General features: G+C 69.9%; 12 protein-coding genes. All 12 read left to right on the top strand.

Features of this window, described 5'->3' with window-relative positions; translation table 11 throughout:
* Positions 1-241: 241 nt before the first annotated feature.
* The 12 genes from hpnC (at position 242) to BIV24_RS27645 (ending at position 14018) form a co-directional block, all read left to right on the top strand.
* The gene (hpnC, locus tag BIV24_RS27695; protein WP_107459762.1) at positions 242-1144 is read left to right on the top strand and encodes a squalene synthase HpnC; all 903 of its coding nucleotides are present in this window, start codon (positions 242-244) and stop codon (positions 1142-1144) included.
* Positions 1141-2091, top strand: a complete 951-nt coding sequence (gene hpnD, locus BIV24_RS27690; protein ID WP_071369200.1) for a presqualene diphosphate synthase HpnD — start codon at positions 1141-1143, stop codon at positions 2089-2091. Before hpnC ends, hpnD begins: the two co-directional genes overlap by 4 nt.
* Positions 2091-2231 (top strand): DUF6380 family protein, encoded by a 141-nt coding sequence (locus BIV24_RS36565; RefSeq protein ID WP_425442599.1) that lies wholly within the window; start codon positions 2091-2093, stop codon positions 2229-2231. The genes hpnD and BIV24_RS36565 overlap by 1 nt, the downstream gene beginning before the upstream one ends.
* Positions 2228-3673: a hydroxysqualene dehydroxylase HpnE gene (gene hpnE, locus BIV24_RS27685; RefSeq protein ID WP_071369199.1), complete on the top strand. Its 1446-nt coding sequence runs from the start codon at positions 2228-2230 to the stop codon at positions 3671-3673. Before BIV24_RS36565 ends, hpnE begins: the two co-directional genes overlap by 4 nt.
* Positions 3670-4800 (top strand): polyprenyl synthetase family protein, encoded by a 1131-nt coding sequence (locus tag BIV24_RS27680; protein WP_079168573.1) that lies wholly within the window; start codon positions 3670-3672, stop codon positions 4798-4800. Before hpnE ends, BIV24_RS27680 begins: the two co-directional genes overlap by 4 nt.
* Positions 4801-4977: 177 nt before the next feature.
* The gene (gene shc / locus BIV24_RS27675) at positions 4978-6978 is read left to right on the top strand and encodes a squalene--hopene cyclase (RefSeq protein ID WP_071369197.1); all 2001 of its coding nucleotides are present in this window, start codon (positions 4978-4980) and stop codon (positions 6976-6978) included.
* Positions 6978-7619: a phosphorylase family protein gene (locus BIV24_RS27670; RefSeq protein ID WP_071369196.1), complete on the top strand. Its 642-nt coding sequence runs from the start codon at positions 6978-6980 to the stop codon at positions 7617-7619. The genes shc and BIV24_RS27670 overlap by 1 nt, the downstream gene beginning before the upstream one ends.
* Before the next feature lie 5 nt (positions 7620-7624).
* A complete protein-coding gene (gene hpnH / locus BIV24_RS27665) occupies positions 7625-8650 on the top strand; it encodes an adenosyl-hopene transferase HpnH (protein WP_071369195.1) in 1026 nt (341 codons plus the stop codon).
* Positions 8651-8654: 4 nt separating this feature from the next.
* Positions 8655-9812 carry a flavodoxin-dependent (E)-4-hydroxy-3-methylbut-2-enyl-diphosphate synthase gene (gene ispG / locus BIV24_RS27660; RefSeq protein ID WP_071369194.1) on the top strand — a complete coding sequence of 386 codons (1158 nt, stop codon included), beginning with the start codon at positions 8655-8657 and terminating at the stop codon, positions 9810-9812.
* Between the two features lie 27 nt (positions 9813-9839).
* Positions 9840-11933: a 1-deoxy-D-xylulose-5-phosphate synthase gene (gene dxs, locus BIV24_RS27655; RefSeq protein WP_425442598.1), complete on the top strand. Its 2094-nt coding sequence runs from the start codon at positions 9840-9842 to the stop codon at positions 11931-11933.
* The gene (locus tag BIV24_RS27650; RefSeq protein WP_071369193.1) at positions 11930-13327 is read left to right on the top strand and encodes an aspartate aminotransferase family protein; all 1398 of its coding nucleotides are present in this window, start codon (positions 11930-11932) and stop codon (positions 13325-13327) included. Before dxs ends, BIV24_RS27650 begins: the two co-directional genes overlap by 4 nt.
* Positions 13328-13406: 79 nt before the next feature.
* The gene (locus tag BIV24_RS27645; protein ID WP_071369192.1) at positions 13407-14018 is read left to right on the top strand and encodes a helix-turn-helix domain-containing protein; all 612 of its coding nucleotides are present in this window, start codon (positions 13407-13409) and stop codon (positions 14016-14018) included.
* The last annotated feature ends 4 nt before the right edge of the window (positions 14019-14022 follow it).

The following is a 14022-nucleotide window of genomic DNA, read 5'->3' as shown; positions in this document are numbered from 1 at the left end:
AGGACACCCCGACGAAGCCCACTGCGTTGTACAACGTAAGCTGTACTGGTCCTGATTCGCGGCAATGGGGCGATAATGCGCCTGCACCCCCACACCTGCCGCGCTGTGCGGACAGCCAGGCGGCGTGTCCGAAATGGGATGTATTGGGTCGGCAGTGTAGAACGGGAGATGTGACGGCAATGGCTACGGAAAGTCTCCGGCTCCGCGAGGCATGTGCCGTCTCCGCGCCGGGCGGCGAGCGGTGATCGAAGCCGGGACGGCGCGCACCGGTGACCCGGAGCGCGACACCCTCGACAAGGCCGCGGACGAGAACTTTCCTGTGGCCCCGTTCTTCTTGCCCAGGGTTTGGCGTGCGGATCTGATGGCCGTTTACGGCTTCGCCCGCCTCGTCGACGACATCGGCGACGGCGACCTCGCCCCCGGCGGCGCCGACGCCCGCCTCCTCGGTGTGTCGCCGAAGGAGGCCGAGGACCGCCTCGTCCTCCTGGACGCCTTCGAGGCGGACCTGCACAGGGTCTTCGAGTCGACGCCGAGTCACCCCCTCCTGGCCCGCCTCCAGCCCACGGTCGAGCGCGCCGGCCTCACTCCGGAGCCGTTCCTCGGCCTGATCGCCGCCAACCGCCAGGACCAGCTCGTCAGGCGCTACGAGACGTACGACGACCTCCTTGCGTACTGCGAACTGTCCGCCAACCCGGTCGGACGGCTCGTCCTCGCCGTCACCGGAGCGTCCACGCCCGAGCGCATCCGGCGCTCCGACGCGATCTGCACGGCGCTGCAGATCGTGGAACACCTCCAGGACGTCGCCGAGGACCTCGGCCGTGACCGCATCTATCTGCCCGTCGAGGACATGAAGCGCTTTCATGTCCAGGAGGCGGACCTCGCCACGCACACAGCAGGCGCATCGGTGCGCGCACTGATTGCGTACGAAGCAGAACGCGCCCGCGATCTCCTGAATGAAGGTGCCCCCCTCGTGGGTAGCGTCCACGGCAGGCTGAGGCTGCTGCTTGCGGGCTTCGTGGCGGGAGGCAGGGCGGCGATCGACGCGATCGTCGCCACCGAATACGACGTACTTCCCGGCCCCCCCAAGCCCGGCAAGCTCCGGTTGCTGCGCGAGGTGGGCGTGACTCTGCGAGGAGAGGGGTGATCGGGACTGTGGAGTCAGAACAGCACGTGTCCCCGCCGGTACTCGCCGCGTACAGCTACTGCGAGGCCGTGACCGGGCAGCAGGCCCGTAACTTCGCCTATGGCATCAGACTTCTGCCGACGGCCAAGCGCCGTGCGATGTCGGCGCTGTACGCCTTCTCCCGGCGGGTCGACGACATCGGTGACGGCGCGCTGGCGGCCGACGTCAAGAGGGCGCGGCTGGAGGAGACCCGGGCACTGCTGGCCCGGATCCGCGACGGCAGGGTGGCCGAGGACGACACCGACCCGGTCGCGGTCGCCCTCACCCATGCCGCCGGGTACTTCCCGATCCCGCTCGACGGCCTCGACGAACTCATCGACGGCGTCCTCATGGACGTACGCGGCGAGACGTACGAGACCTGGGACGACCTGAAGGTCTACTGCCGCTGTGTGGCCGGAGCCATCGGACGGCTCTCGCTCGGTGTGTTCGGCACGGAACCGGGGGCACGCGGCGCCGAACGCGGGCCGGAGTACGCGGACACGCTCGGGCTCGCGCTGCAACTCACCAACATCCTCCGGGACATCCGTGAGGACGCCGAGGGCGGCCGCGTCTACCTGCCCGCCGACGACCTCGCCAAGTTCGGCTGCTCGGCCGGGTTCCACGGACCGACGCCACCGGAGGGCTCGGACTTCGCAGGCCTCGTGCACTTCGAAGTGCGTCGGGCCCGTGCTCTCTTCGCCGAGGGCTACCGGCTGCTGCCCATGCTCGACCGGCGCAGTGGCGCCTGTGTCGCCGCCATGGCCGGCATCTACCGCCGGCTGCTGGACCGCATCGAGCGCGAGCCGGAGGCCGTGCTGCGCGGCCGTGTCTCGCTGCCCGGCCGTGAGAAGGCGTACGTCGCCGTGCGCGGCCTCTCGGGCCTCGACGCGCGGAACGTGTCCCGGCGGACCATCAGGAGGCGTGCCTGATGGAGAATCCGGCCCCAGGCGACTTCATCGGCGAAAAGCGGCAGGCAACCCTCCGGTGCGGCGCGGCGTCCCTGAACGAGACGGCCCACCGTGCATCGTTCAAGCACCACGGCGGACCGGCAGGGGAGGAAGCACGATGAGCGACGGCACACGGCCCGAAGGCCCGGCCGCGGACACCGCGGACCGCCCGGTCAGGCCGTCCGCCCCCGGGACGTCCGCCGTGGTCGTCGGCGGGGGGCTCGCCGGAATCACGGCCGCGCTCGCGCTCGCCGACGCCGGGGTGCGCGTCACCCTGCTGGAAGGGCGCCCACGCCTGGGCGGTCTCGCCTTCTCCTTCCAGCGCGGGGACCTGACCGTCGACAACGGACAGCATGTCTATCTGCGGTGCTGCACCGCGTACCGCTGGTTCCTCGACCGCATCGACGCGGCCGCGCTCGCGCCCCTGCAGGATCGTCTCGACGTGCCCGTTCTCGACGCGAACGCAGTTCCCGGACGACGGCTCGGCAGACTACGGCGCGACGCACTGCCCGTGCCGCTGCATCTCGGGCGCAGCCTGGCCACCTACCCCCATCTCTCGCTCGCCGAGCGCGCCAAGGTCGGGCGTGCCGCGCTGGCGCTGAGAGCACTCGACCTCGCGGACCCCGCGCTCGACACGCAGGACTTCGGCAGCTGGCTCGCCGCGCACGGCCAGTCGGCGCGCGCCATCGAGGCGCTGTGGGACCTGGTCGGCGTCGCCACGCTCAATGCCGTGGCCGCGGATGCTTCGCTGGGGCTCGCCGCGATGGTGTTCAAGACGGGTCTGCTGTCCGACCCGGGCGCGGCGGACATCGGCTGGGCCTGCGTCCCGCTGGGCGAACTGCACGACCGGCTGGCGCGCAAGGCGCTCGAGTCCGCGGGCGTCCGTACCGAGGTCCGTACACGCGTCACCTCCATCTCCCCTTACGGGAACGGGCGTTGGAGCGTTCAGGTTCCCGGCGAACGGATCGAGACCGACGCGGTGGTCCTCGCCGTGCCGCAGCGCGAGGCCCACGACCTGCTGCCCGCCGGCGCCCTCGACGCCCCCGAGCGGCTGCTCGAGATCGGCACCGCGCCGATCCTCAACATCCATGTCGTCTACGACCGCAAGGTGCTCGGGCGGCCGTTCTTCACCGCGCTCGGTTCCCCGGTGCAGTGGGTCTTCGACCGCACCGAGGCGTCCGGGCTGCGCGAGGGCCAGTACCTCGCGCTGTCGCAGTCGACCGCGCAGGATGAGATCGACGAGCCCGTCGCCGCGCTGCGCGAGCGTTATCTACCGGAACTTCAGCGGCTGTTGCCCGCGACCCGCGGCGCCGAAGTGAAGGACTTCTTCGTGACCCGGGAGCGTACGGCGACGTTCGCCCCCACCCCCGGCGTCGGGCGGCTGCGGCCCGGCGCGCGCACCAAGGCCCCCGGCCTCTGTCTGGCCGGAGCGTGGACCGCCACAGGGTGGCCCGCGACCATGGAGAGTGCGGTCCGCAGCGGCGTCAGTGCGGCGGGCGCCGCACTGGATGCCCTGGGCCGGTCCGGCGCCCGCCTCCCCGACCCTTTCGAGGAGGCGGCATGAGCGTCGATCCGAACGAGAGAGGCCCCCGCACCCCCGGTATCGCAAATAGAGGAGAGACTGTGCCCACTGTGCCCCCGGCCGAGAAGGCTGCCGACGCGGTGGACGTGTCCGCGCTCCTGGAGCGCGGCCGGACCCTGGCCACCCCGGTGCTGCGGGCGGCCGTCGACCGCCTGGCGCCGCCCATGGACACCGTCGCCGCCTACCACTTCGGCTGGATCGACGCCGCAGGCAACCCCGCGGACGGTCACGGCGGCAAAGCCGTGCGCCCCGCGCTGGCCCTGCTCTCCGCCCAGGCCGCGGGCAAGGCCCCCGAAGTGGGCGTGCCCGGCGCGGTCGCGGTCGAGCTGGTGCACAACTTCTCCCTGTTGCACGACGACCTGATGGACGGCGACGAGCAGCGCCGCCACCGCGACACCGTGTGGAAGGTCCATGGTCCCGCCCAGGCCATCCTCGTCGGCGACGCCTTGTTCGCCTTGGCCAACGAGGTCCTGCTGGAACTCGGCACCGTCGAGGCGGGGCGCGCCGCCCGGCGCCTGACCACCGCCACACGCGCGTTGATCGACGGTCAGGCACAGGACATCTCCTACGAGCACCGCGACCGCGTCAGTGTCGCGGAGTGCCTGGAGATGGAGGGCAACAAGACCGGTGCCCTGCTGGCCTGCGCCTCCTCCATCGGTGCGGTCCTCGGCGGCGCCGACGACCGCATTGCCGACACCCTGGAGAAGTACGGCTACCACCTCGGCCTCGCGTTCCAGGCCGTCGACGACCTCCTCGGCATCTGGGGCGACCCGGAGGCCACCGGAAAGCAGACCTGGAGCGATCTGCGTCAGCGCAAGAAGTCCCTGCCGGTCGTGGCCGCGCTGGCCGCGGGCGGACCGGCCTCCCAGCGGCTCGGCGAGATCCTCGCCGAGGACGCCAAGAGCAGTGACTTCGAGAACTTCTCCGAGGAGGAGTTCGCCGCGCGCGCCGCGCTCATCGAGGAGGCGGGCGGCCGCGAGTGGACCGCCGAGGAGGCTCGTCGCCAGCACGCGATCGCCATCGAAGCCCTGGACTCGGTCCAGATGTCCCAGGAGGTGCGCGCGCAGTTCACGGCGCTCGCCGACTTCGTCGTCGTACGGAAGAGATGATCACTATCGGTCGAATACATCTCGCGTAGTCGCCGGCCGGTGCGGCCCCACTCTTGGCGTCTCCCCCCAGTCTCGGCTGGGGGGACCCCCATGAGCGAGGGACCCCCTCGCTGACGCGCACCGGCCGACGGCGGACCCACAGCAGGACGACTTGCACGACTGCACGAAGGGGAAGCCATGACAGCGACGACCGACGGAAGCACCGGGGCCCTGCCACCCCGCGCTGCCTCGGCCAGCGACACCAACGAACCGCTCCCGCAGGCGGCCGGGACGGTCGGCACACGAGACGCCGCCGAGCGCGCTATGTGGCGCGCGACGGACTTCCTGCTGTCACGCCAGGACGCCCAGGGCTGGTGGAAGGGTGCCCTCGAGACGAACGTCACCATGGACGCCGAGGATCTGTTGCTCCGTCAGTTCCTGGGAATCCGCGACGAGAAGACCACCGAAGCCGCCGCGCTGTTCATCCGCGGCGAGCAGCGTGACGACGGCACCTGGGCCACCTTCCACGGCGGACCGGGCGAACTGTCCACCACCATCGAGGCCTACGTCGCGCTGCGCCTGGCCGGCGACGCGCCGGACGAGCCCCATATGGCGAAGGCGTCCGCATGGGTCCGTGAGCGGGGCGGCATCGCCGCCTCCCGCGTCTTCACCCGGATCTGGCTCGCTCTGTTCGGCTGGTGGCGGTGGGAGGACCTGCCCGAAATGCCGCCGGAGATCATCTACTTCCCCAAGTGGATGCCGCTGAACATCTACGACTTCGGCTGCTGGGCGCGGCAGACCATCGTGCCGCTCACCATCGTCTGCGCGAAGCGCCCGGTGCGCCCCGCGCCCTTCCCGCTCGACGAGCTGCACACCGACCCGGGAGGCCCCAGGCCCGCCAATCCCCTTGCGCGCGTGGCAAGTTGGGACGGCGTCTTCCAGCGGCTCGACAAGGCGCTGCACCAGTTCCGCAAAGTCGCCCCGCGCCGACTGCGCAGGGCCGCCATCAACTCCGCCGCCCGCTGGATCATCGAGCGGCAGGAGAACGACGGCTGCTGGGGCGGGATCCAGCCGCCCGCGGTGTACTCGATCATCGCCCTGCATCTGCTCGGCTACGACCTGCAGCATCCTGTGATGCGCGAGGGGCTCGCGTCGCTGGATCGTTTCACCGTGTGGCGCGAGGACGGCGCCCGCATGATCGAGGCCTGCCAGTCCCCGGTGTGGGACACCTGCCTCGCTACCATCGCGCTCGCCGACGCTGGCGTACCCGCTGACCATCCGCAACTGGTGAAGGCCGCGGACTGGATGCTCGGCGAGCAGATCGTCCGGCCCGGGGACTGGTCGGTGCGACGTCCCGGACTGCTCCCGGGCGGCTGGGCGTTCGAGTTCCACAACGACAACTACCCCGATATCGACGACACCGCAGAGGTCGTCCTCGCGCTGCGCCGTGTCAAGCACCCCGACGCGGAGCGGGCCGAGAAGGCGATCGGGCGCGGGGTGCGCTGGAACCTCGGCATGCAGTCGAAGAACGGCGCATGGGGTGCCTTCGACGTCGACAACACCAGCCAGTTCCCCAACCGGCTGCCGTTCTGCGACTTCGGGGAGGTCATCGACCCGCCGTCCGCCGACGTCACCGGTCACGTCGTGGAGATGCTCGCGGTCGAGGGACTCTCCCACGACCCCCGCACCCGCCGCGGCATCGCGTGGCTGCTGGACGAACAAGAGCCCGACGGCTCGTGGTTCGGTCGCTGGGGTGTCAACTACGTCTACGGCACCGGCTCGGTGGTGCCCGCGCTGGTTGCCGCGGGGATCCCTGCCGCGCACCCGGCGATCCGCCGTGCCGTGGGCTGGCTGGAGAGCGTCCAGAACGACGACGGCGGCTGGGGCGAGGACCTGCGCTCCTACCGGGAACCCGGGGAGCTGAGCGGCCAGGGCGCCTCCACGGCCTCGCAGACGGGGTGGGCGCTGCTTGCACTGCTGGCGGCCGGGGAGAGCGACTCCAAGGCCGTCGAACGCGGCATCAAGTTCCTCGCCCAGACCCAGAACGAGGACGGCTCCTGGGACGAGCCGTACTTCACCGGCACCGGCTTCCCCTGGGACTTCTCCATCAACTACCACCTGTACCGGCAGGTCTTCCCGCTCACCGCGCTCGGCCGCTACGTCCACGGCGAGCCGTTCGCCGAGGCCAAGGGGAGCTGATGAGCAAGAAGCCCGACGCGGCCCCGCTGCTGATCGCCTGCGCGCTCGGCATCGAGCAGTTCGCGCTGCGCAGCGGCGACCGGGCGGGCGCCGACGGGCCCGTCACCGTACTCCGCACGGGTATGGGACCCCGGTCGGCCGAGCGTTCGATCACCCGGGCGCTGGCCGACCCGGCGCTCGCCGGGGCGGCCGTCCTCGCCACGGGCTTCTGCGCGGGCCTCGCTCCCGGTATGCACCCCGGCGACCTGGTCGTCGCCGAGGAGGCCTGGGACCCGCGCGGCACCACCCCGTGTGTGGGCACGGAGCTACTGGTCAAGGAACTCGTGCGTACCGTCCCGGGGCGCACCGTCCACACCGGGCCGCTCACCGGCTCGGACCACGTCGTCCGAGGTCAGGAGCGGTCGGAACTACTTGCGACGGGCGCCATCGCGGTCGACATGGAGTCTGCCGCGACGGTCCACAGCGCCGTGCGCGCGGGGGACCGCCCGGTTGCGGCCGTCCGGGTGGTCGTGGACGCTCCAGAACATGAACTCGTCCGAATCGGCACCTTGCGCGGTGGAATATCGGCTTTCCGCGTCCTACGTGCCGTCCTCCCAGCTTTCTTCGAATGGCACCGTTCTTTGCTGCTCCCTCGGAGGTGAGCCAGATGGCTATGCCGCTGCGTCAGACCATCAAGGTCGCTACGTACCTGTTTGAACAGAAACTCAGGAGGCGGGACAAGTTCGCGCTGCTGGTCGAACTGGAACCCCTCTTCGCCTGCAACCTGAAGTGTGAGGGCTGCGGCAAGATCCAGCATCCGGCAGGCGTGCTCAAGCAGCGCATGCCGGTCGCACAGGCCGTGGGAGCGGTTCTCGAGTCCGGTGCACCGATGGTGTCCATCGCAGGTGGAGAACCGCTGATGCATCCGCAGATCGACGAGATCGTGCGGCAGCTGGTGGCCAAGAAGAAGTTCGTCTTCCTGTGCACCAACGCGCTGCTGATGCGCAAGAAGATGGACAAGTTCAAGCCCTCGCCCTACTTCGCCTGGGCCGTGCACATCGACGGGCTGCGTGAGCGGCACGACGCCTCCGTGGCGAAGGAAGGCACCTTCGACGAAGCGGTGGAGGCCATCAAGGAGGCCAAGCGACGCGGCTTCCGGGTCACCACCAACTCGACCTTCTTCAACACCGACACCCCGCAGACCATCGTGGAGGTGCTGAACTTCCTCAACGACGACCTGCAGGTCGACGAGATGATGCTGTCGCCCGCCTACGCCTACGAGAAGGCCCCCGACCAGGAGCACTTCCTCGGCGTGCAGCAGACCCGCGAGCTGTTCAAGAAGGCCTTCTCGGGCGGCAACCGCAGGCGGTGGCGGCTCAACCAGAGCCCGCTCTTCCTGGACTTCCTCGAGGGCAAGGTCGACTTCCCGTGCACCGCGTGGGCGATCCCGAGCTATTCGCTCTTCGGCTGGCAGAGGCCCTGCTACCTGATGAGCGACGGGTACGTGGCCACGTACCGGCAACTGCTGGAGGAGACCGACTGGGAAAAGTACGGCCGAGGCAAGGATCCGCGCTGCGCCAACTGCATGGCGCACTGTGGGTACGAGCCGACCGCCGTGCTCGCCACCATGGGCTCTTTGAAGGAGTCGCTGCGGGCCGCGCGCGAGACCATGACCAGCGGAAAGCAGCGGTGACGGGATGACCGCCATTCCCTTGGGTGTTCCCGAGGTTCCCGTCCGTCCGCTGGCGCAGCGGCGCGTGTCGCGACAGATCCACGTCGGGCCGGTGGCGGTCGGGGGCGGGGCCCCGGTGTCGGTGCAGTCGATGACGACGACCCGTACGTCGGACATCGGCGCCACGTTGCAGCAGATCGCGGAGCTCACCGCGTCCGGCTGCCAGATCGTCCGCGTCGCCTGCCCCACCCAGGACGACGCGGACGCCCTCGGCACGATCGCCCGCAAGTCGCAGATCCCGGTGATCGCGGACATCCACTTCCAACCGAAGTACGTGTTCGCGGCGATCGAGGCGGGCTGTGCGGCCGTTCGGGTGAACCCCGGCAACATCAAGCAGTTCGACGACAAGGTCAAGGAGATCGCGAAGGCGGCCAAGGACCACGGCACCCCGATCCGGATCGGGGTGAACGCGGGCTCGCTGGACAGACGGCTGCTGCAGAAGCACGGCAGGGCGACGCCCGAGGCGCTCGTGGAGTCGGCGCTGTGGGAGGCGTCGCTCTTCGAGGAGCACGGCTTCCGGGACATCAAGATCTCGGTCAAGCACAACGACCCGGTCGTGATGGTCAACGCCTACCGCCAGCTCGCCGAGCAGTGCGACTACCCGCTCCACCTGGGTGTCACCGAGGCCGGGCCGGCCTTCCAGGGCACCATCAAGTCGGCCGTCGCCTTCGGTGCGCTGCTCTCCCAGGGCATCGGCGACACCATCCGGGTGTCGCTGTCCGCGCCTCCGGTCGAGGAGGTCAAGGTCGGCATCCAGATCCTGGAGTCCCTGGGCCTGCGGCAGCGGCGCCTGGAGATCGTCTCGTGCCCGTCGTGCGGGCGCGCCCAGGTCGATGTGTACAAGCTGGCCGAGGAGGTCACGGCGGGCCTGGAGGGCATGGAGGTGCCGCTGCGGGTCGCGGTCATGGGGTGTGTGGTCAACGGTCCGGGGGAGGCGCGGGAGGCGGACCTGGGGGTCGCCTCCGGCAACGGCAAGGGCCAGATCTTCGTCAAGGGCCGGGTCATCAAGACCGTGCCCGAGTCGAAGATCGTGGAGACGCTCATCGAGGAAGCGATGAAGATCGCCGAGCAGATGGAGAAGGACGGCGCCGGGTCCGGAGAACCGGCCGTCACCGTGAGCTGAACAGCAGGGACCGAGAGGGGGCCGAGCGTGTCGATTCTGGAGAGCATCCGGGGACCACGCGACCTGAAGGCGCTGTCCGAGTCAGAGCTTCGTCAACTGGCCGAGGAGATCAGGGAGTTCCTGGTCCATGCGGTCGCCAGGACCGGTGGCCACCTGGGGCCCAATCTGGGAGTGGTGGAACTCTCCATCGCTCTCCACCGGGCCTTCGAGTCGCCGGTCGACCGCATCCTGTGGGACACCGGTCACCAGAGCTATGTACACAAGCTATTGACGGGGCGTCAGGACTTCTCCAAGCTGCGCGGCAAGGGCGGTCTGTCCGGCTATCCGTCGCGTGAGGAGTCCGAGCACGACATCATCGAGAACAGCCACGCCTCCACGGTGCTCGGCTGGGCCGACGGGCTCGCCAAGGCCCGGCAGGTGCAGGGGGAGAAGGGCCATGTCGTCGCGGTCATCGGGGACGGTGCGCTGACCGGCGGCATGGCCTGGGAGGCGCTCAACAACATCGCCGCTGCCAAGGACCGTCCGCTGATCATCGTCGTCAACGACAACGAACGCTCCTACGCGCCGACCATCGGTGGCCTCGCCAACCACCTCGCCACCCTGCGGACGACGGACGGTTACGAGAAGGTCCTGGCCTGGGGCAAGGACGTGCTGCAGCGTACGCCCGTCGTCGGCCACACCGTCTACGAGGCACTGCACGGGGCGAAGAAGGGCTTCAAGGACGCGTTCGCGCCGCAGGGACTGTTCGAGGACCTCGGCCTGAAGTACGTCGGGCCGATCGACGGGCACGACCTCAGGGCCGTCGAATCGGCGCTGCGCCGGGCGAAGCGCTTCCACGGTCCGGTAGTGATCCACTGCCTCACCGAGAAGGGCCGCGGCTATGAGCCCGCGCTCGCCCACAAGGAGGACCACTTCCACACCGTCGGCGCGATGGACCCGCTCACCTGCGAACCTCTTGCGCCGACGGGCGGCCCCTCGTGGACCTCGGTGTTCGGCGACGAGATCGTGCGGATCGGCGAGGAACGCGAGGACGTCGTGGCGATCACGGCGGCCATGCTGCACCCGGTGGGTCTGACCAAGTTCGCGGAGCGGTTTCCCGACCGGGTGTGGGACGTGGGGATCGCGGAACAGCACGCGGCGGTGTCCGCGGCCGGTCTCGCGACCGGCGGGCTGCACCCCGTCGTCGCCGTCTACGCGACTTTCCTCAACCGGGCCTTCGACCAGCTTCTGATGGACGTCGCCCTGCACCGCTGCGGGGTCACGTTCGTCCTGGACCGGGCCGGGGTCACGGGCGTCGACGGACCGTCGCACAACGGCATGTGGGACATGTCCGTCCTGCAGGTGGTGCCGGGACTGAGGATCGCCGCGCCGCGCGACGCCGACCAACTGCGGGCGCAGTTGCGCGAAGCGGTCGCGGTCGACGACGCGCCGACGCTGATCCGGTTCCCGAAGGAGTCGGTGGGCCCGGCGATTTCGGCGGTGGACCGGGTGGGCGGCCTGGATGTGCTGCACCGGGCCGACCGGCCCGAGGTGCTCCTGGTCGCCGTCGGCGTCATGGCACCCGTCTGCCTCCAGGCCGCCGAGCTGCTGGAGGCCCGCGGTATCGGCTGCACGGTCGTCGACCCGCGCTGGGTCAAGCCGGTCGACCCCGTGTTGCCGGGCCTGGCCGCCGAGCACCGGCTCGTAGCGGTCGTCGAGGACAACATCCGGTCCGCCGGTGTCGGCTCCGCGGTCGCGCTGGCGCTCGGCGACGCCGACGTCGACGTGCCGGTACGGCGGTTCGGGATCCCGGAGCAGTTCCTCGCGCACGCCAAGCGCGGCGAGGTGCTGGCCGACATCGGCCTCACGCCCGTCGAGGTTGCGGGGCGGATCAGCGGCTGCCTGGTGCCCAGGCAGCCATCATCCGCCGCGTCACCACGTCCGGTGCTCCCCCAAGCTCTTCGGGCAGAGGAGACCCCCGCTCTCGCCGCACCGGACGAAAGCCCGCGTACACCCGGTACGAGGGCTTCCGGCCGGCGCGCCGGTGCGGGAGCGCCCCGGACGCAACTCCTTGACGGGCGGACGATGCCTGCCGAGGCGGCGGCCGCCAAGGACGAGCTGTCCAAGGAGACACAGGGATGACCACTCCTTCCGGGAACCGGGAGTTCGATCTCGGCGCGCTCCTGGCCGAGCGCGGGGCCGAGCGCTACGAGCTGCATGCGAAGTACCTCAACCACCAGCTCCCGCGCATGCTTCACACCATCGGCTTCGACAAGGTCTACGAGTGCGCCGAGGGCGCCCACTTCTGGGATGCCGACGGGGGCGACTACCTGGACATGCTCGCCGGGTTCGGGGTGATGGGCCTGGGCCGCCACCACCCCGTGGTCCGCAAGGCGCTGCACGACGTCCTGGACGCACAGCTCGCCGACCTCACCCGCTTCGACTGCCAGCCGCTGCCCGGGCTGCTGGCGGAGAAGCTGCTGGCGCACAGCCCGCATCTGGACCGGGTGTTCTTCGGCAACAGCGGGACGGAGGCCGTCGAGACGGCGCTGAAGTTCGCCCGGTACGCCACGGGCAGACCGCGGATCCTGTACTGCGCCCATGCCTTCCACGGGCTGACCGCCGGGTCCCTCTCCGTGAACGGCGAGCCCGGCTTCCGTGACGGCTTCGCCCCGCTGCTGCCCGACACGGCGGTACCGCTCGGCGACCTCGACGCCCTCGCCCGGGAGCTGAAGAAGGGGGACGTGGCGGCCCTCATCGTCGAGCCCATCCAGGGCAAGGGCGTCCACGAGGCCCCGCCCGGCTATCTGGCCGCGGCCCAGGAGTTGCTGCACAGGCACAAGGCGCTGCTGATCGCGGACGAGGTGCAGACCGGTCTGGGCCGTACCGGGGATTTCTACGCCTACCAGCACGAGAGCGGCGTCGAACCGGACCTGGTGTGTGTGGCGAAGGCACTCTCCGGCGGCTATGTGCCGGTCGGTGCCACCCTCGGCAAGCAGTGGATCTTCAAGAAGGTCTACTCGTCCATGGACCGGGTGCTCGTGCACTCCGCGAGCTTCGGGTCCAACGCACAGGCGATGGCGGCGGGACTCGCCGTCCTGTCCGTCATGGAGAACGAACAGATCGTCGCGAACGCCCGTGTCGTCGGGAAGCAGCTGAAGTCCCGGCTGTCGGCGCTCATCGACAAGTACGAGCTGCTCAGCGACGTACGCGGCCGCGGCCTGATGATCGGCATCGAGTTCGGCCGGCCCAGCTCACTGAAGCTGCGCAGCCGGTGGACCGTGCTGCAGGCGGCCCGCAAGGGCCTGTTCGCGCAGATGGTCGTCGTCCCGCTGCTGCAGCGCCACCGGATCCTCACCCAGGTCTCCGGGGACCATCTGGAGGTGATCAAGCTGATCCCGCCGCTGATCATCGACGAGGAGGACGTCGACCGGTTCGTGGCGGCCTTCACCGCGGTCATGGACGACGCGCACGACGGCGGGCTGATGTGGGACTTCGGGAAGACGCTGATCAAGCAGGCGGTGGCGAACCGGTAGCCGCTGCCGAAGGTCCCGGCGGGTTTGCCTTTGAGGCAAGAAAGTTGCCTGAAAGGCAAACTTGCGGCTGAATAGAGGTATGAGCACTTCCGAGACCGGGCCAGCCGAGGACCTGCCCGCCGTCGCGCCTCAGTTGCGAGCGCTGCGTCGTCGTGCCTCCCTCACTCTGGAGGTCGCGGCCCGCTCCGCCGGGCTCTCGCCCGCACACCTGTCCCGGCTGGAGACCGGTCAGCGTCAGCCTTCGCTGCCGATGCTGCTCGCCCTCGCTCGTATCTACGGTACGACAGTCTCCGAACTGCTCGGCGAGACCGTCGCCGACCGGGACGCGGTCGTGCGCGCCCCCGAGATGGAGCCCACGAGGGCGGGCGGCTGGACATACTGGCAGGCCGGCGCATCGGGCCGCGGGATGCAGGCCCTGCGCGTCCACGTCCCTCCCGGCACCCAGAGCGACATCGTGCGCGTCCATCCCGGTGAGGAGTGGCTGTACGTCCTCAAGGGGCGGCTGCGGCTGTGCCTCGGTGACAGCGCGCACATCCTCGAGTCGGGCGACAGCGCGCACTTCGACTCGCTCACCCCTCACCGGATCGCGGCCGTCGATCATGACGGGGCCGAGCTGCTCTTCGTCCACACTCTGCTGCAGAGCCCGAACTCCGCGCTCTGCATCGGCCCCACCCCTGGAGAAACGCTATGACCGA

The sequence above is a fragment of the Streptomyces colonosanans genome (genome assembly GCF_001866645.1).
In the GTDB taxonomy this organism is placed as follows: Bacteria; Actinomycetota; Actinomycetes; order Streptomycetales; family Streptomycetaceae; genus Streptomyces; species Streptomyces colonosanans.
Note: the sequence above shows the minus strand (reverse complement) of the source record. Positions and strands in the feature narration are given on the sequence as shown.

Bases quoted from the DNA above. Each gene is read 5' to 3' on its own strand.
- hpnE (WP_071369199.1), top strand. From the start codon at position 2,228: ATGAGCGACGGCACACGGCCCGAAGGCCCGGCCGCGGACACCGCGGAC.
- hpnH (WP_071369195.1), top strand. From the start codon at position 7,625: ATGGCTATGCCGCTGCGTCAGACCATCAAGGTCGCTACGTACCTGTTT.
- BIV24_RS36565 (WP_425442599.1), top strand. From the start codon at position 2,091: ATGGAGAATCCGGCCCCAGGCGACTTCATCGGCGAAAAGCGGCAGGCA.
- BIV24_RS27645 (WP_071369192.1), top strand. From the start codon at position 13,407: ATGAGCACTTCCGAGACCGGGCCAGCCGAGGACCTGCCCGCCGTCGCG.
- BIV24_RS27680 (WP_079168573.1), top strand. From the start codon at position 3,670: ATGAGCGTCGATCCGAACGAGAGAGGCCCCCGCACCCCCGGTATCGCA.
- shc (WP_071369197.1), top strand. From the start codon at position 4,978: ATGACAGCGACGACCGACGGAAGCACCGGGGCCCTGCCACCCCGCGCT.
- BIV24_RS27650 (WP_071369193.1), top strand. From the start codon at position 11,930: ATGACCACTCCTTCCGGGAACCGGGAGTTCGATCTCGGCGCGCTCCTG.
- ispG (WP_071369194.1), top strand. From the start codon at position 8,655: ATGACCGCCATTCCCTTGGGTGTTCCCGAGGTTCCCGTCCGTCCGCTG.
- BIV24_RS27670 (WP_071369196.1), top strand. From the start codon at position 6,978: ATGAGCAAGAAGCCCGACGCGGCCCCGCTGCTGATCGCCTGCGCGCTC.